The sequence below is a fragment of the Subtercola boreus genome, from assembly GCF_003399645.1.
GTDB classification, from domain to species: Bacteria; Actinomycetota; Actinomycetes; order Actinomycetales; family Microbacteriaceae; genus Subtercola; species Subtercola boreus_A.
Window position 1 is genome coordinate 148541 of the sequence record NZ_NBXD01000030.1, and the last position, 16758, is coordinate 165298.

Sequence of the window (16758 nt, forward strand, 5' to 3'; positions counted from 1 at the left end):
CCCTAATGACACCCCCACTGACAGGAGCAACGCCATGACCTTCACCGACACCACGACCCGCACCGCCGAAACGAGCGCACCGATTCTCGAGGTGCTTGCCGGGCGTTGGAGCCCGCGCTCGTTCGACAAGACCGCCGAGGTCAGCGAGACCGTGCTCACGAGTGCACTCGAAGCCGCACGCTGGTCGGCGTCGGCCTCGAACACCCAACCGTGGAAGTTCATCGTCGGCCGCCGCGGAACCCCGGTGTTCGACCTCATCAACAAGAACCTGATGGTCTTCAACCAGGCGTGGACGCCGAATGCCAGCGTGCTGATCGTGAACGTGGCCGAGGTGGTCGACGAGACCGGCAAGGCCCGCCGCTGGGGCATGTACGACCTCGGCCAGGCGGTCGCCAGCCTGACGGTGCAGGCGCACGCCGACGGCCTGCACGTTCACCAGATGGGCGGCATCGAGGTCGAGGGGCTCCGTGAGGCGTTCGACCTCGGCGAGCGCTGGGAGCCGTTGACCGTGACCGCTCTCGGTGTGCTGGCGCCGGCCGAGAACCTGCCCGACGAGAAGACCCGCGCCCGCGAGGTCGCGCCGCGCGAGCGCAAGCCGCTCAGCGAGATCGTCGTCTCGTAGGTCGTCGCCGCGTCAGCGCGCGCTTATCGACTCCGTGACCTGGCGAAGCGCTGCGCTGAGCGTTTCGAGTTCGCCGGGGTCGATGCCCTCGACCGCGACGCTCAACATCTCATTCAGGCCTGCGTGCATGTCCCGCATGGTCTCGTGCCCCCGGCCGGAGAGCGTCAGGTACAGACTGCGCCGGTCTCCGGGATGAGCCTCTCGCTGGAGCAGACCGGCGGCGATGAGGCGGTCCGAGAGCCCGGTGATCGCTCCGTTCGTCACGCCGAGGTCGCTCGCCAGCTGCTTCGGAGTGATCTCCCGGGTCTCTGCCACCGCGAAGAGAGCCCGGAATTCGATGCTCGACAGGCCGTGGTCGGCAGCCGCCCGCAGCCTACTGGCCTCCATGGCCCGAATGAAGGGGATCACGGCACCGGGAAAGCCCATCAGTTCGTATCGCGCATCCCCGTCGTTCATGCACCCTCCGGCCGGTGCTCCTGCACCCTGTGTCTGTCAATGGCCCCACGACGGTGTCTGCGCACCGCGCCAAATGATACTCGACCAACCTCCACAGGGGTAGCCATATATTTTAGTTTGTAAAAGATTTAGCGTCTGAATTACAGTCGAAGCTCCGGTAACCAACCGGCGACGCGACTCTCTCTGGAGGATTCCTGTGATTCCCGACACCCTGTCGAACGGGCAGTTCGAAACCGTCTACAACTTTCTGTCACTCGTGATCGCATCGCAGCTGTTCACGGCGGTGTTCCTTCTTATCTCGTTGCCGCGCATCCTTCCCCGGTACAGGCAGGCGATCACCGTGGCGATCATCGTCTGCGGTATTGCCGCCTATCACTACTTCCGCATCTTCGACTCGTTCAAGGGCGCGTTCGTCACCGACTCGGTCGGGGGAACCGGCACCTACACCCAGGCCATGGGCGAGGGTTTCAATGAGGGGTACCGGTACGTCGACTGGCTGCTGACCGTTCCGCTCCTGCTGGTCGAGCTCATCGCCGTGCTCGCCCTGACGCGCAAGATCCAGTCCAAGCTCCTCATCCGTCTCGTTCCCGCCGCGGCGCTCATGATCGCTCTCGGATACCCCGGCGAGATCAGCGGGGACAACGGCCTCCGCGGACTGTTCGGCATCCTGTCGACCATTCCGTTCGCCTACATTCTGTTCGTGCTGTTCACGCAGCTGAGCAAGTCCCTCGTGAACCAGCCGGCCGGAGTGCGTGGAACGCTGGGGCGTCTTCGTTTCCTGCTGCTGCTCAGCTGGGGCGTCTACCCGATCGCGTACCTGCTGCCCCTGCTGAACATCGCCGGCTCCGACGCCTGGGTGGCCAAGCAGGTCGGCTACTCGGTCGCTGACATCGTCGCCAAGGCGGTCTATGCGCTGATCATCTTCCACGTCGCCCGCATCAAGTCGTACGATGACGACCACGAATTCGCGGCGATCGAAACGTCTCGCGACGAGGTTCCCGACGAGCTGCGCGCCACTGGACACGACAGCGCGCGCACGTCCGCTCCGAAGGTGCGCTGACCCGTGACACTCTCCTCGACGACAGCCCATCTGCCACGAGGGGCTGTCGTCGAGGTTCCCCCGGAGCTGCTCCTGCCCGCCGGATCCACCGCGAACGGCGCAATCGGTCTGCACGACTACGTCATTCTCGGGGGAGGCTGCGCCGGGCTCTCCGCCGCCATCGCGCTCCTCGACGCGGGCGCTTCCGGCTCGATCCTGATCGTCGACTCACGTGTCGACTACCGGGATGACCGCACGTGGTGCTTCTGGGATGTGGAACCGACGCCGTTCACACATCTCGCACGGGGTCGCTGGAACTCGTGGGAAGTGCGAAGCGCTGGCTCCCGCGCAGTCTCATCCCCCTCCGCCGGTCGAACCGCCTATGTGAGCATCGCGGCGAACGATTTCTACCTGTACGCCCTCGATCGTCTGGTCACAGCCGGCACCGTGAGGCTCCTGTTCGGCGAACCGGCTGAAGCCTACGTCGACACCGAAGACGAGGTCATCGTCACAACCGCCCGACACTCGCTCCGAGCCAGGCAGGTCATCGACGCCCGCGGGCTCGGCATGAGCGGGGTCGACAGAGCGCGGTCGAAGACCTCGGGGACCTCCTTGCCCCAGGCGTTCGTCGGCCTGCACATCGTGGCCGATCATCCGGTGTTCGATGAGGACTCGTGCCTGCTGATGGACTTCACGGTCGACCAGTCATGCGGACTGCGGTTCATGTACGTCGTTCCGGTCAGCGCGACCGAAGCCCTCGTCGAGAACGTCTTCCTCACCGAAACAGGGCTGAGTGAGGCGGCGTATGTGGCCGGTATCGAGCTGTATCTCGCTCGGTCGTTCGGGCTCGAGGCTCACCAGTACCGAGTGCTCTCCCGCGAGCGGGGGTGCATCCCGATGACCGACAGTGCCTTCGACAACCGCCCCTCCCCCCGGGTCACCCTGCTCGGGACTCTCGGCGGGGCGACCCGGCCGAGTACGGGGTACACCTTCCTCCGAATCCAACGCAGCTGCCGGGCCGCGGCGGCGCGGTTGGTGAACGGATCGGAGCGGGGCGGCGAGAGCGACCCGTGCTCGCTCCTGGACTCCATCTTCCTGCGGTTCCTCCGAGACCATCCCGAGCGAGCACCCCGGGTTTTCCATCGCATGTTCGACGCCGTCGACCCGAACGCACTGGTACGTTTTCTCTCCGACCAGAGCGATTGGCGCGACATCGCGCGGCTGATCATCGCCCTGCCGAAGATCTGGTTCTTGGCCGCGGCTCTGAAGGTGCTCGTCGGGAGGCTCGGGAACGTGGCCCGGTGAGAACGCCGGGTGGCGACCTCGCCGTATGGCAGCTGGCGCGACGTCAGCTCTTCCTCCCGGTCGGCGTGCTGTTCGCCTGTCTCTCGATCGTCAGCGGCCTGGGCGTGCAGATCCCCGAACTCGTCCAGCTCCTGCCGTTCGCCGTGGGCCTGATCGTTCTGGGCCTTCCCCATGGCGCGTTGGACCACCTCGTACCGGCCCGGCTCGCGGGTCGACCCGCGACCTGGCGTACGATCGCGCCGGTCGTCGTGCTCTACGGGGTTCTCGGTGCGGTTGTGCTCGGGCTCTGGTGGGCGGCCCCTGGCCTCGCCTTCGTGTTCTTCATCGGGCTGACCTGGTTCCACTGGGGCCAGGGTGACCTGTTCGTCGTCACCCGCTGGAGGCAGGGTGCCGAGCCCGACCCCGGCTCTCCGCGGCTCCTCACACTCCAGCGGGCGGCAGATGCCGCAACCCTCGTTCTGCGGGGCGCCCTGCCGATGCTGGTGCCGCTGGTGGCCTTTCCGCAGACGTACCTGGCGACGGCGGCGAGCGCGGCGAACCTCTTCGCTCCCGCCGGAGCGACTCCCGAGTCGGCGACGTCGAGCTGGACCGTGGTCACCGTGGCCGCTCTCACGTCAGAATCCGGCCGGGTCGCCATCGCTGTCGTGCTGGGTGCGGGAGTGCTCGGCACGATCATCCTGACCCGCCTGCAGGTGGCTCGGGTGGACGGTGAAGCGGCTGGGTCTCGGCTGCACATCGCGGGTCTTCGGGCGTGGCGGTGGGAGAGCATCGAGACGCTCGTTCTCGCGGTGTTCTTCAGCACCGTGCCGCCCGTGCTCGCGGTGGGCCTGTACTTCTGCCTGTGGCACTCCCTTCGCCACGTGGTGCGCCTCTGCCTGCTCGATGAGGCCCTGCGGGCGCCGCTGGCGGAGGGGCGGTTCCCCGTGGCCTTTGCCCGGTTCACCCGCCAGGCGGCCCCCGTCACCCTCATCGCCCTCGCGCTTCTGGTCGCGCTGTACGCCCTTGTTCCCCACCCGGAAGCCGACCCGACGTCGCTGCTCGGGCTGTATCTCGTGCTCATCTCCGCCCTGACCCTCCCACACGTGGTGATCGTTGCGCTGATGGACAGGGTGCAGGAGCGGGGCGCGAAGGTCGCCGCGAGCGGGATGATCGCCCTGCGCGATCGCGCTTGATGACGACCCGTGACGCCGCTGCACGAGCGGCCGCGCGGCGGCGGGTAGCGTGAGACGGTGCCTTTGACCATCGAGAACCTCCTGAGCGAGAACCGCGTCTATCCACCGCCTGCGGGCTTCGCCGAAGCGGCCAACGTGGACGCCGGCGAGTACGACCGCGCGGCGGCCGACCCCGTGGCCTTCTGGGAGCGCCAGGCCGGGCGCCTCGACTGGGCCGAGCGCTGGCACACCGCGCACACGTGGGAGCCGGCCCTTCCGCTCGACGGGCCGCTCGCCGGGCCGGGCGCCGAGCCGGGCGCCGACGGGCAACCGCTGCTGAGCATCCCCGCGGCCGAGTGGTTCGTGGGTGGCCGGCTGAACGTCGCCGTGAACTGCGTCGACCGGCACGTCGATGCCGGGCAGGGCGACACTGTCGCCATCCATTTCGAGGGAGAACCCGGCGACCGCGAGACAATCACCTACGCCGACCTGCAGCGCCGCGTGGCGCGGGCCGCGAACGCCCTCGAAGCTCTCGGCATCGTGGCGGGCGACCGCGTGGTCGTGTACCTTCCGGTCATTCCCGAGACCATCGTCATCACGCTCGCCATCGCCCACATCGGCGCGATCCACTCGCTCGTGTTCGGCGGCTTCTCGGCCGAGGCGCTGAAGTTCCGCGTCGAAGACACCGGTGCGAAGCTGCTGGTCACGAGCGACGGGCAGTTCCGGCGGGGTGCCGCCGTCGCGGTCAAGGCGAACGCCGACGAGGCGGTCAGCGCCAGCGCCACCATCGAGCACGTGCTCGTCGTGCGCCGCACGGGCGACCTCACTCCCGACATCCCGTGGCAGCAGGGCCGTGACGTGTGGTTCCACGACGCGATCGCCGCGGCTCCCGACACCCACGCGGCGCAGAACTTCGACTCCGAGCATCCGCTCTTCATCATCTACACAAGCGGAACCACCGGGCGACCGAAGGGCGTCGTGCACACCAGCGCCGGCTACCTCACCCAGGCGAGCTGGAGCCACTGGGCCGCCTTCGACGCCAAACCCACAGACGTCTACTGGTGCACCGCCGACCTCGCCTGGGTCACCGCACACACTTACGTTCTCTATGGCCCGTTCTCGAACGGCGCGACGAGCGTCATCTACGAGGGCACGCCGAACACCCCGCACACCGGCAGGCACTTCGAGATCATCGAACGCTACGGCGTCACCACGTACTACACGGCGCCGACACTCATCCGCACGTTCATGACGTGGTTTCCGGATGGTCTCCCGCCCCGGTTCGACCTGTCGACCCTGCGCCTGCTGGGCACGGTCGGCGAGGCCATCAACCCCGAGGCGTGGGTGTGGTTCCACCAGAACGTCGGCGGAGGGCGGGCGCCGATCGTCGACACCTGGTGGCAGTCCGAGACGGGGGCGGCCGTCATCGCCCCCCTGCCCGGCGTCACGGTGCTGAAACCCGGCTCGGCGACGTTCGCGCTACCCGGCATCACCGTGCGCATCGTCGACGAACAGGGCGTGCAGGTGCCGAACGGGTCGGGCGGGTACCTCGTGATCGACGGCACCTGGCCCGCGATGGCGCGTGGCGTCTGGGGCGACCCGCAGCGGTTTCGCGACTCGTACTGGAAGAAGTACGCCGCCCAGGGCTACTTCTTCGCGGGCGACGGGGCGAAGTACGACGCAGACGGGTACATCTGGCTGCTCGGACGGGTCGACGACGTCATCAACGTCTCGGGCCACCGTCTCTCGACGATCGAGATCGAGTCGGCCCTGGTGTCGCATCCGTCGGTCGGCGAGGCCGGCGTCGTGGGTGTGACCGACCCGGTGACGGGCGAGGCGATCGCTGCGTTCGTGATCCCGTCGCGCGATGTGGCCGTTCAGGATGCTGGGGACCCCGCGTTCTGGGCCTCCCTCGAGTCGGAGCTCAGCGCCCTGCTGCGGGCCCACGTCAGCCGCGAGATCGGCCCCATCGCGAAGCCGCGTGACCTCATCGTGGTTCCGGATCTGCCCAAGACCCGCTCGGGCAAGATCATGCGGCGCCTGCTCGGTGACCTCGTCGACGGCCGAACCCTCGGCGACACCACCTCGCTGCAGGACGAATCCGTGCCCTCCCGAATAGCGGCCATCCTGGGGGCGAGAGGACGCTGAGTGCCCGTCTGACCGGGATCCGGAGCAGTCGGCGTCCTCCCCGCCAGGGTGCGGCGGGTCAGACCTCGTCGGGAACCAGCACCACCGGGCCGACCGTGAGGCCGAGGCCGTCGTCGGCGAGACCGACGTAGACGGTGTCGCCGTCGCGGATGGTGCCCGAAAGCAGCGCCATCGAGAGTCGGTCGTCGATCTCCTTCTGCATCAGCCGGCGAAGCGGCCGGGCCCCGTACGACGGGTCGTACCCCTGCTCTGCCAGCCAGGAACGGGCATCCGGAGTCACCGCCAGCGAGAGGTTGCGCTCCGACACCCGCCGGGCGAGCCGGTCGACGTAGAGAGACACGATCTGCGCCAGGTCGTCGTGCGTGAGCGCCGTGAACACCAGGATGTCGTCGAGCCGGTTGATGAACTCGGGCTTGAACGCCTGGCGCACGACCTGCAGCACGGCGGACTCCCGTGCCCCATCGCCGAGCGACGGATCGACGAGGTACTGCGACCCGAGGTTCGACGTCAGAATCAGGATGGTGTTCCTGAAGTCGACCGTGCGGCCCTGTCCGTCGGTCAGCCGGCCGTCGTCGAGCACCTGCAGCAGCACGTCGAACACCTCGGGGTGGGCCTTCTCGATCTCGTCCATCAGCACCACGGAGTACGGCCGGCGCCGCACAGCTTCGGTCAGCTGCCCGCCCTGCTCGTACCCGATGTACCCGGGAGGGGCACCGAGCAGCCGGGCGACCGAGTGCTTCTCGCCGTACTCGCTCATGTCGATGCGGATCATGGCGCGCTCGTCGTCGAACAGGAACTCGGCGAGCGCCTTCGCGAGCTCGGTCTTGCCCACACCCGTCGGCCCGAGAAAGAGGAACGAGCCGGTCGGCCGGTTCGGGTCGGAGATGCCGGCCCGCGTGCGGCGCACCGCGTCGGCGACGGCACGAACGGCGGGCCGCTGGCCGATCAGCCGCTTGCCGAGCTCCGCCTCGAGGTTCAGCAGCTTCTGGGTCTCGCCCTGGGTGAGCCTGTCGACGGGAATACCTGTCCATGCCGCGATGACGGAGGCGATCTCGGCCTCGGTCACCTGGTCGCTCACCATGCGCTCGTCGGGGTTCTGCTCGGCACTCTCGGCCTCGCGCAGCTTCCGCTCGATGACCGGGATCTCCCCGTAGAGCAACTTGGAGGCGCGCTCGAGGTTGCCCTCACGCTGCGCCTTCTCACTCGACATGCGGGCGGCGTCGAGCTGCGTCTTGAGCTCGCCGACCCGGTTCAGGATGGCGCGTTCGTGGTCCCAGCGCTCCTGCAGTACAGCGAGCTCCTCTGAGCGGCCGGCCAGGTCGGCCCGCAGCTTCTCGAGACGCTGACGGCTCGCGTCGTCCTTCTCCTTGTTGAGGGCGAGCTCTTCGAGCTTCAGCCGGTCGACACTGCGGCGCAGCTCATCGATCTCGACGGGAGCCGAGTCGATCTCCATACGCAGCCGCGACGCCGCCTCGTCGATGAGGTCGATCGCCTTGTCGGGCAGCTGGCGGCCCGAGATGTAGCGGTTCGAGAGGGATGCCGCGGCCACGAGGGCCGCATCCGCGATCGACACCTTGTGGTGTGCTTCGTACCGCTCTTTGAGACCGCGCAGGATCGCGATGGTGTCTTCGACGGTCGGCTCGCCCACGAACACCTGCTGGAACCGGCGCTCGAGCGCCGCGTCTTTCTCGACGTACTCGCGATATTCGTTGAGCGTGGTTGCGCCGATCAGGCGCAGTTCGCCGCGGGCGAGCATCGGTTTCAGCATGTTCGAGGCCGCGACAGATCCCTCGCCGCCGCCCGCGCCCATCAGGGTGTGCAGTTCGTCGACGAACGTGATGATCTGGCCGTCGGCGTCGTTGATCTCCTTGAGCACGGCCTTCAGCCGCTCTTCGAACTCGCCGCGGTACTTCGCACCGGCGACGAGAGCGGCGAGATCGAGTGAGACGAGCTGCTTGCCCTTCAGCGAATCGGCGACGTCGCCCGCGACGATGCGCTGCGCGAGCCCCTCGACGACAGCCGTCTTGCCGACACCGGGCTCGCCGATGAGCACGGGATTGTTCTTGGTGCGGCGGGTCAGCACCTGGCTGACGCGCCTGATCTCGGCGTCTCGCCCAATCACCGGGTCGAGCTTGCCGCTGGCGGCGATCTTCGTCAGATTGACGCCATACTTCTCGAGGGCGCTCTGCTCCTCGACGTTCTGCTGACCGCTCTGCGGCTGCATCGGAGTGTGTCCCTTTCATCGTACTGACGGAGGCTCGTAAACTTGAGCCCACCTAACTCAAGTTTAGCGGGGAATGCGCGCCCACGCCACCAGTTCCCTGCCGATCCCAGCGCGAACCGGTGCTTCGACATACAGTATTGACAGTGAGAAATATTCTGAGGCGCGAACTCGGGTCCCCCCTTCTGATGGGGTTGGTGGGCTCGTTCTTCATCGTGCTCGGTTCTCTCGCCGTCGGCTGGCTCGGGCCCGGTTCGAACGTGCGCAACTGGGAGCCCATCCAGGCCATCCGCAGCAATGACCTGCTCGTGCACATCTCCACCTTCGTGGTGATCGGCGCCGGCCTCCTGCTCGTCATCGCCTGGCTGAAGCTCGGCTCATCGCTCCGACAGAAGCCCGCGGATGCCCTGCGGCGGGTCATCGTCGCCTCCATCGTCTGGGCAGTGCCCCTCGCCGTCGCCGTACCGCTGTATTCGCGTGACCTCTTCGCCTACGTCGGCCAGGGCCGGCTCATGGCGGGCGGCTTCAACCCCTACCTCGACGGCATCTCCGCCATCCAGGGCTGGTTCAATATCGGGGTCGACCCGATGTGGGCGAACGCGAAGACCCCGTACGGCCCCATCTACCTGTGGCTCGAGCAGCTCACCGTGATGGCCTCGGGCGACTCCCCCATCATCGCCGTCGGCCTGTTCCGCCTGGTGGCAATCGTCAGTGTCGCGGTGATGGCGTTCTACGCCTACCGCATCGCCGTGCTGCGTTCCGTCGACCCCTCGAAGGTGCTGTGGCTCGTTCTGGCCAGCCCCGTCGTTCTGTTCAACTTCGTCGTGGCCGGCCACAACGACGCACTGATGCTCGCCTTCCTCGTCGCGGGCGTCTACTACGCGCTGCAGAAGCACCCGATCATCGCCGTGCTGCTGGTGACCGCATCGATCGGCGTGAAACCCATCGCGGTCATCGCGCTGCCCATCGTCGGCATCATCTGGGCGGGCCAGAACCGCACCATGCGAAGCACCGTGAAGTACTGGGTGATCACCGTCGTCGTCTCGGCGGCCGTGCTGGGGGTGCTCGGCTTCGCGCTCAACATCGGCTTCGGCTGGGTTCTCACCCTCGCGACGCCCGGGTCGGTCTCGCACTGGTACGCACCGGTCAACATCCTGGCCATTGCGATGGGCGGGGCGTTCGGTGCGTTCGGGCTCGACGGCGAGCTGCCGGCGAACATCGTGAAATACGTGGCGGTCGGGGCGATGGTGGTCGTCGTCGCCTGGGTGATGCTCACGAAGCGCAACATCGACCCGGTGATGCGCCTCGCGCTGGGGTTCACAGCCACGGTCATCCTGTCGCCGGTCATCCACCCCTGGTATGCGGCGTGGTGCATCATCCTCTTCGCGATCGTGGGCATCCGTGAGGGCCTCGCCACGCATCTGGCCGTCTCGGCGTCGATCTTCTTCGCGTGCGTGAGTATCGCCGAGGGCATGGACATCTCCGACTCGGTGCAGGGCGACATCCTGGGCTACGTGATCCGCACCGTGTTCATCACGGGCGGCGGGGTGGCGCTGATCGTGGCGTACTGCATCCACGAGGAGCTCTCGGTGCGGCTCATCGGGCAGCGGGTGCGCGAGTACCGCGAGCGCCGCACCCTGGCGAAGCTGCAGCGGGCGGCCGCGGGCGCTGTCGCGAAGCACCGCACCCCGGCCTGAGCTCGGGCACGCGCACGCGGCACGGGCACGAGCTCGGACAATCGACGCAAATCTGGGCATCCTCCGCAGCATGCGGCGAGGATGACCGCTTTCGTGTCGGTGCCGTCGCCGTCGGCTACAGCCCGAGCTTCTTCACCCAGTACGACAGGAACGCGGCACCGGCCTCGTCGTGGATGAGGTCGCCCTCGATCACCACCGGATAGGGCTTCTCGAGCACCCCGTCGGCCGGTCGCACATCGACGTGCGCCACGTCGTACCCGGCTGCATAGAGATAGTCGGCCATCTTGTAGTCGCTGCGCGAGTCTCCGACCGACCGCCACAGGTCGGGCAGGCCACCCTGGCTCTCGAAGTGGGCGAGGGCGCGCTCGGCGCCGCGATCCTTGTCGAGCAGAACCGATTCGACGTCGGAGGAGATGATCGTCGGGTCGATGCGGAACGGAACCTCACCGGCCGCATCGGGCACCTCCCTGTCGCCATAGCGAACCCCGAGCCCCCGCTCGACGAGAGCATCGAACGCCACGTCGTTGTACTCGAGCTGCAGGGGCTGGTACTCGGCCATCGTCAGCGTCGTGAGCTGCTCGACCGACACCATGGCGAGCTTGCCCTCATCGAAGAACATCGAATCGGCGTAGCGCTTTCCGACCATCGATCGGATGTGGTCGCGGAACTCCCCGGGCAGCGCCACGGTCCGATCGACCTCGATCTCACCCGGGCCATCGGCGCCGAGCGCGAACCACACCGCACCCTTCTCGCAGACCACGAACATCCGCCCCCCGTCTTGCAGGGCGGAGTCGAGCCCGGCCGCGCGAAGCGGCGCCACGACCTCTTCGAGCACGAAATCTGCGGAGCGACCCGTGATGAAGGCGATCGGAACACCGCCGGCCACCAGGGTCAGCAGGTCGCTCAGGATGCTCGGAATGGCGATCGACCGCGAAACGGGCGACGCGATCGGTCCGTCGATGTCGAGCAGCAGGCCGAGTGCGGGGGTGTTCGTCATGCCCCCATTCTCGCAAAGGTCACGCACGCCCCCTCACCCGCGCGCCCGCCCCCCGCTCCCCTTCCCCCTCGGGTTTTGCGCAAAAGCACCCACACGGAACGTCGTGGGTGCTTTTGCGCAAAACAGGCGAAGGGGGCCTGGGCGGCTCGGGGGCTAGGGGATGGGGCTAGGGGCGCCAGACCACCACTTCGGTGCGGCGCTGGGTGCGGGTACCGTTCTTGAGCGAGACGATCTCGCCCTCGGCCCCGGCCGCGAACACGCGGCGGCCCGGCCGGTTGAGCAGCTCGTCGGCGAGCGCCGTCTCGAGTTCGCGCACCCGCTTCGCGAGTTGCTGGTTGACGTTCTCGAGCTCCAGGATGCGGCGGATCCCCTCGAGGGTGATGCCCTCTGCACCGAGTCGCGCGATCTCGCGCAGCTGCATCACATCGCGCAGGGAGTACCGACGGGATTTGCCTGCGGTGCGCCGCGGCACCACCAGCGCGAGCCGGTCGTACTGACGGAGGGTCTGCGGGTGCATCTCGGCGAGCTCGGCCGCGACGGCGATCGCGAAGATCGGTGCGTTCTCGTCTACGGGTGCATCCATCACCGGCCTCCGGTCGTCATCGAAATGCCCGACGTGCGCTGCGCGGCCCCCGTTGCCGGGCGGCCCTCGCAGCGCACGCGGGCACTACTCCTGCGCTTTCGCGAGCAGTTCTGCCCGCGGGTTCTCGTTCGGCTCGAGGGCGTGGAAGGCCACCAGGGCCTCGCGCGCCTCGTCGGTGAGGTGCGACGGCACCGCCACCTGAACGACGGCGAGCAGGTCGCCCACACCCTTCGGGGTGTCGACGCCGCGGCCCTTGACCCGCAGCACACGACCGCTGGGCGTGCCCGGGCCGACGCGCAGCTTCACGGGGTCGCCGCCGAGGGTGGGAACCTCGATGGTCGCACCGAGCGTCGCCTCGACGAACGTCACGGGCACGGTGACCCGGAGGTTCAGGCCGTCCCGTTCGAACACAGGGTGCTTGCGCACTGACACCGTGAGAACGATGTCGCCGGCCTCGCCGCCATCCTGGCTCTGCTCACCCTTGCCGCGCAGCTTGATCTTCTGGCCGTCGGAGACGCCCGCTGGGATCTTCACCGTGATGGTCGCGCCGTCGGCCGTCTGCAACTTGATCGTGTCGCCCTTGGTGGCGGTGAGGAAGTCGACGGTGGTGCGCGCCGTGACGTCGCGGCCCCGGGTCGGGCCACCGAAACCTCGGTACCCGCCGGTCGGCTGTCCGAACCCGCGGCTCTGGCCGCCGAACATGCCGCCCAGCAGGTCTTCGTAGCCGGCCTGCTGGTAGCTGTAGTTGGAGCCGGCGCTGCCGCCCGCCCCACCGCGTGCGCCGCCGAACATACCGCCGAAGACGTCTTCGAAGCCGCCCGACTGGCCCTGGCCGCCCGCCGTGAAGCGAGCACCGGAACCCATCGCACGGATCTGGTCGTACTCCTTGCGCTGTTCAGGGTCAGCGAGAACCGAGTTGGCCTCGCTGATCTCCTTGAACTTCGCCTCGGCGGCAGCGTCACCCGGATTGGAGTCGGGGTGGTACTGCCGCGCGAGCTTGCGATACTGCTTCTTCAGGTCGGCCGCAGAAACGTCTTTCGATACACCGAGTACCGAGTAGAAGTCTTTGTCGAACCAGTCCTGGCTAGCCATTCGGCACCGCTACGACGACCTTGGCCGCACGGAGCAGGGTCGAGCCGAGGTAGTACCCCGTCTCGACGACGTCGGCGATCGTCTCGACCTCCACACCCGGTGTCGGCTGCTGGAAGATCGCCTCGTGCTCCTTCGGATCGAAGGGCTCTCCGACCGCTCCGAAGGGTTTCAGCCCGAGCCGCTCGACTCCGACGCGGAGCTTGCCCGCGATGGAGGCGAAGGGACCCTCAGCGAGGTCGCCGTGCTTCTCAGCCCGGTCGAGATCGTCGAGCACAGGAAGGAGGATCTTGACGACATCTCCCACGGTGCGCTCCCGCTCGACCTCGCGGTTCGCCTCGGTGCGCTTGCGGTAGTTCGCGTATTCGGCGGTGATGCGCTGGAGATCGGCAAGCCGTTCGGCAGCGAGCTCATCGGCTGCACCCGAGCTGACGGCGTCGAGAAAGCTCAGGTCTTCGTCGCTCAGGCCGCCCTCGGTGGAGCCGCCCTCGGTCGAGGTCTCGACATCGGGGCCCTCGGCCTCGATGAACGCACCGTCTTCGACCGGCTCACCCGTTGCCGGGTCTGAGGAGAAAGCCTCAGACCCGGCGGGGATGTGCTGGCCCGACTCGTCATCGCCGGGGGTGTTCTCGCCCCGTGACTTGTCTCTGGCCATGATTACTTCTGCTCTTTCGACTCTTCGTCGTCGACAACCTCTGCGTCGACGATGTCTTCGTCAGACGCGCCCTCGGCGGGTGCGGGTTCCTCGGCCGCGGCGGATGCTGCGGCCTCGTCGGCCTGCGTGTTGGCGTAGATGGCCTGGCCGAGCTTCGACTGGCTCTCGTTGAGCTTGTCGAACGCGGTCTTCACGGCCTCGTCGTCATCGCCGGCGAGAGCGCTCTTGAGAGCATCCACATCGGCCTGCACCTCGGTCTTGACATCGTCGGGCAGCTTGTCTTCGTTGTCCTTGATGAGCTTGTCGATCGAGTACGCGAGCTGCTCGCTGGTGTTGCGGGTCTCCGCAGCCTCGCGACGCTTCTTGTCTTCGGCGGCGTGCTCCTCACCCTCGCGCACCATGCGGGCGATGTCGTCCTTCGACAGGCTCGAGCCGCCCGTGATGGTCATCGACTGCTCTTTGCCGGTGCCCTTGTCTTTCGCAGACACGTGCACGATGCCGTTGGCATCGATGTCGAAGGTGACCTCGACCTGCGGGATGCCGCGGGGGGCCGGCGCGATACCGGTCAGCTCGAAGGTTCCGAGGTTCTTGTTGTCGCGGGTGAACTCGCGCTCGCCCTGGAAGACCTGGATCGCGACAGACGGCTGGTTGTCGTCGGCCGTGGTGAAGGTCTCGCTGCGCTTGGTGGGGATGGCCGTGTTGCGCTCGATGAGCTTGGTCATCATGCCGCCCTTGGTCTCGATACCCAGAGACAGCGGGGTGACGTCGATGAGCAGAACGTCTTTGCGCTCGCCCTTCAGCACGCCGGCCTGCAGGGCGGCGCCGACGGCGACGACCTCATCCGGGTTCACACCCTTGTTCGGCTCGCGACCACCGGTCAGCTTCTTGACGAGTGCGACGACGGCGGGCATACGGGTCGAGCCACCGACGAGCACGACGTGTGCGATGTCGGCGACCGAGACACCGGCCTCCTTGATGACGTCGTGGAACGGCTTCTCGGTGCGGGCCAGCAGATCGGCGGTCAGCTCTTCGAACTTCGCCCGGCTGAGGGTCTCGTCGAGGTTGGCGGGGCCGTTCTCGGTCAGCGAGAGGTAGGGCAGCTGGATGGTGGTGCTCAGCGAACCCGAGAGCTCCTTCTTGGCCTGCTCAGCGGCCTCCTTCAGGCGCTGCTTGGCGATCTTGTCGCCGGAGACATCGACGCCGGTCGAGTCCTTGAAGCGCTTGACGAGGTAGTCGACGACGCGCTGGTCCCAGTCGTCGCCGCCGAGGCGGTTGTCACCGGCGGTCGAACGCACCTGGATGGTGCTGAAGTCATCGTCTTTGCCGACTTCGAGCAGCGAGACGTCGAACGTTCCGCCACCGAGGTCGAAGACCAGGATGAGCTCGTCTTCCTTGCCCTTGTCGAGGCCGTAGGCGAGCGCCGCGGCGGTCGGCTCGTTGATGATGCGCAGCACGTTGAGGCCCGCGATCTCGCCGGCCTCCTTCGTGGCCTGGCGCTCGGCGTCGTTGAAATAGGCCGGAACGGTGATGACCGCGTCGGTGACCTTGTCACCGAGGTACGACTCGGCGTCGCGCTTCAGCTTCGCGAGGATGCGCGCCGAGATCTCCTGGGGGGTGTACTTCTTGTCGTCGACGGCGACACTCCAGTCGGTGCCGATGTGGCGCTTCACACTGGAGATGGTGCGGTCGACGTTCGTGACAGCCTGGCGCTTCGCGGTCTCACCGACGAGCACCTCGCCGTCTTTGGTGTACGCCACGATCGACGGCGTGGTGCGGAAGCCTTCGGCGTTCGCGATGACGGTGGGTTCGCCACCTTCGAGCACGGAGACAACAGAGTTGGTGGTTCCGAGGTCGATACCTACTGCACGAGCCATGTGCTTTACTCCTTCTTGGCCTCGCGGCCGGTTCTCAAGTTCTGCGAGACAACCCGTTCAGAGTTGAGTCTCTTAGCCTCAAGTTTACAGAAGGCCCTTTCGGTGTCAAGTCGGATCAGCAAAACCTGAGTCGATCCGGCTCAACTCTCAGGTTGGTGCAGGGAAGCAGCCTCGTCGAGGATCACGCCGAGAGCGGCGGGGTCGTGGGCGAAGCGGCCGAGGAAGATGCCGTCGACCGCCCGGCCGAGGGTGGTGAGCAGCCCGGGGCCGGCGCTGCCCCCGTAGATGACCCTGCCGTCGTCGAGGCGCTCGTCGGCGTCGAGATGGTCGCGGAGCGCCCGGCAGACGGCGACGATGTGGCCAGCGGGCGCAGGCTGGGCAGCTCCGATCGCCCAGTGCGGCTCGTAGGCGACGATGACCGCACTTCCACGAGGAGTGCCCTGCAGGGCACTGTCGAGCTGGCGGATGACCTCGGCCGCAGCATCCGGAGCCGTGCCCTCGACCGCCTCACCCAGGCAGAGCACCGGCGTGATGCCGTTGCGGAGGGCGGCCTGCGTCTTCGCAGCTGTCACCTCCTCGGTCTCACCGAACAGGCGACGGCGTTCGGCGTGCCCGACCTCTGCCAGCGTGCAGCCGATCTCCGCGAGCATCGGGGCGCTGACCTCACCGGTGAACGCTCCGCTGTCGTCGGTCGCGACATCCTGTGCCCCGATGCGCACCGGCGTGCCCGAAAGCATGCGCACCACCTCGGGAAGCGTGGGGTACGACGGGATGACGAAGAGCTCGACCGTCCCGTCGGTGACGGCCGGATGCGACGAGGCCAGGCCCGCCATCGCTTCGGCGTACTCGATGGTTCTCGCGAAAGAGAAGTACATCTTCGTACTGACGCCGATGGTGAGGGCGGGCCCGGTGTTCGTCATG

At 67.3% G+C, this 16758-nt stretch carries 14 protein-coding genes; 6 read left to right on the forward strand and 8 right to left on the reverse strand.

Going from position 1 to position 16758, the window contains the following annotated elements; translation table 11 throughout:
* The first annotated feature begins 34 nt into the window (after window positions 1–34).
* The gene (locus tag B7R24_RS15340) at window positions 35–622 is read left to right on the forward strand and encodes a nitroreductase family protein (protein ID WP_116419830.1); all 588 of its coding nucleotides are present in this window, start codon (window positions 35–37) and stop codon (window positions 620–622) included.
* A gap of 12 nt (window positions 623–634) precedes the next feature.
* On the opposite strand, the gene B7R24_RS15345 is transcribed toward B7R24_RS15340, so the two are convergent.
* A complete protein-coding gene (locus B7R24_RS15345) occupies window positions 635–1078 on the reverse strand; it encodes a MarR family winged helix-turn-helix transcriptional regulator (protein WP_116419831.1) in 444 nt (147 codons plus the stop codon).
* Between the two features lie 196 nt (window positions 1079–1274).
* Between B7R24_RS15345 and B7R24_RS15350 the strand changes: the two genes are divergently transcribed.
* From B7R24_RS15350 to acs, 4 genes are read left to right on the forward strand one after another with little or no spacing between them, the layout of a single operon-like run.
* Window positions 1275–2138 (forward strand): bacteriorhodopsin-like, encoded by an 864-nt coding sequence (locus B7R24_RS15350; RefSeq protein WP_116419832.1) that lies wholly within the window; start codon window positions 1275–1277, stop codon window positions 2136–2138.
* 3 nt (window positions 2139–2141) lie between these two features.
* The gene (locus B7R24_RS15355; protein WP_116419833.1) at window positions 2142–3422 is read left to right on the forward strand and encodes a lycopene cyclase family protein; all 1281 of its coding nucleotides are present in this window, start codon (window positions 2142–2144) and stop codon (window positions 3420–3422) included.
* Window positions 3419–4594, forward strand: coding sequence for a Brp/Blh family beta-carotene 15,15'-dioxygenase (locus tag B7R24_RS15360; RefSeq protein ID WP_172582865.1), 1176 nt, complete (start codon window positions 3419–3421; stop codon window positions 4592–4594). Before B7R24_RS15355 ends, B7R24_RS15360 begins: the two co-directional genes overlap by 4 nt.
* Before the next feature lie 57 nt (window positions 4595–4651).
* Complete coding sequence (acs, locus tag B7R24_RS15365; RefSeq protein WP_116419835.1) at window positions 4652–6721, forward strand: acetate--CoA ligase; 2070 nt, start codon at window positions 4652–4654, stop codon at window positions 6719–6721.
* Between the two features lie 58 nt (window positions 6722–6779).
* Here acs and B7R24_RS15370 read toward each other — a convergent pair whose 3' ends face one another.
* Window positions 6780–8945 (reverse strand): ATP-dependent Clp protease ATP-binding subunit, encoded by a 2166-nt coding sequence (locus tag B7R24_RS15370; protein ID WP_116419836.1) that lies wholly within the window; start codon window positions 8943–8945, stop codon window positions 6780–6782.
* Between the two features lie 143 nt (window positions 8946–9088).
* Between B7R24_RS15370 and mptB the strand changes: the two genes are divergently transcribed.
* Window positions 9089–10639 (forward strand): polyprenol phosphomannose-dependent alpha 1,6 mannosyltransferase MptB, encoded by a 1551-nt coding sequence (mptB, locus tag B7R24_RS15375; RefSeq protein ID WP_147304067.1) that lies wholly within the window; start codon window positions 9089–9091, stop codon window positions 10637–10639.
* A 115-nt stretch (window positions 10640–10754) separates the two neighbouring features.
* On the opposite strand, the gene B7R24_RS15380 is transcribed toward mptB, so the two are convergent.
* The 6 genes from B7R24_RS15380 to B7R24_RS15405 all read right to left on the reverse strand — a co-directional run bounded on the left by B7R24_RS15380 (window position 10755) and on the right by B7R24_RS15405 (window position 16757).
* Entirely contained in the window at window positions 10755–11636 is an 882-nt protein-coding gene (locus B7R24_RS15380; RefSeq protein WP_116419838.1) for a hypothetical protein, read from the reverse strand.
* Between the two features lie 166 nt (window positions 11637–11802).
* Window positions 11803–12219: a heat shock protein transcriptional repressor HspR gene (locus B7R24_RS15385; RefSeq protein WP_116419839.1), complete on the reverse strand. Its 417-nt coding sequence runs from the start codon at window positions 12217–12219 to the stop codon at window positions 11803–11805.
* An 84-nt stretch (window positions 12220–12303) separates the two neighbouring features.
* The gene (locus tag B7R24_RS15390) at window positions 12304–13311 is read right to left on the reverse strand and encodes a DnaJ C-terminal domain-containing protein (RefSeq protein ID WP_116419840.1); all 1008 of its coding nucleotides are present in this window, start codon (window positions 13309–13311) and stop codon (window positions 12304–12306) included.
* The gene (locus B7R24_RS15395) at window positions 13304–13963 is read right to left on the reverse strand and encodes a nucleotide exchange factor GrpE (RefSeq protein ID WP_116419841.1); all 660 of its coding nucleotides are present in this window, start codon (window positions 13961–13963) and stop codon (window positions 13304–13306) included. Before B7R24_RS15395 ends, B7R24_RS15390 begins: the two co-directional genes overlap by 8 nt.
* 2 nt (window positions 13964–13965) lie before the next feature.
* Entirely contained in the window at window positions 13966–15837 is a 1872-nt protein-coding gene (gene dnaK / locus B7R24_RS15400) for a molecular chaperone DnaK (RefSeq protein ID WP_116419842.1), read from the reverse strand.
* Between the two features lie 140 nt (window positions 15838–15977).
* Complete coding sequence (locus tag B7R24_RS15405) at window positions 15978–16757, reverse strand: triose-phosphate isomerase family protein (RefSeq protein WP_116419843.1); 780 nt, start codon at window positions 16755–16757, stop codon at window positions 15978–15980.
* Window position 16758 lies beyond the last annotated feature (1 nt).

What these genes read in the sequence shown, in the direction of transcription:
- B7R24_RS15405 (WP_116419843.1), bottom strand. Translation starts at nt 16,757, where the DNA reads ATGACGAACACCGGGCCCGCCCTCACCATCGGCGTCAGTACGAAGATG.
- B7R24_RS15395 (WP_116419841.1), bottom strand. Translation starts at nt 13,963, where the DNA reads ATGGCCAGAGACAAGTCACGGGGCGAGAACACCCCCGGCGATGACGAG.
- B7R24_RS15385 (WP_116419839.1), bottom strand. Translation starts at nt 12,219, where the DNA reads ATGGATGCACCCGTAGACGAGAACGCACCGATCTTCGCGATCGCCGTC.
- B7R24_RS15390 (WP_116419840.1), bottom strand. Translation starts at nt 13,311, where the DNA reads ATGGCTAGCCAGGACTGGTTCGACAAAGACTTCTACTCGGTACTCGGT.
- B7R24_RS15345 (WP_116419831.1), bottom strand. Translation starts at nt 1,078, where the DNA reads ATGAACGACGGGGATGCGCGATACGAACTGATGGGCTTTCCCGGTGCC.
- B7R24_RS15380 (WP_116419838.1), bottom strand. Translation starts at nt 11,636, where the DNA reads ATGACGAACACCCCCGCACTCGGCCTGCTGCTCGACATCGACGGACCG.
- dnaK (WP_116419842.1), bottom strand. Translation starts at nt 15,837, where the DNA reads ATGGCTCGTGCAGTAGGTATCGACCTCGGAACCACCAACTCTGTTGTC.
- B7R24_RS15370 (WP_116419836.1), bottom strand. Translation starts at nt 8,945, where the DNA reads ATGCAGCCGCAGAGCGGTCAGCAGAACGTCGAGGAGCAGAGCGCCCTC.
- B7R24_RS15340 (WP_116419830.1), top strand. Translation starts at nt 35, where the DNA reads ATGACCTTCACCGACACCACGACCCGCACCGCCGAAACGAGCGCACCG.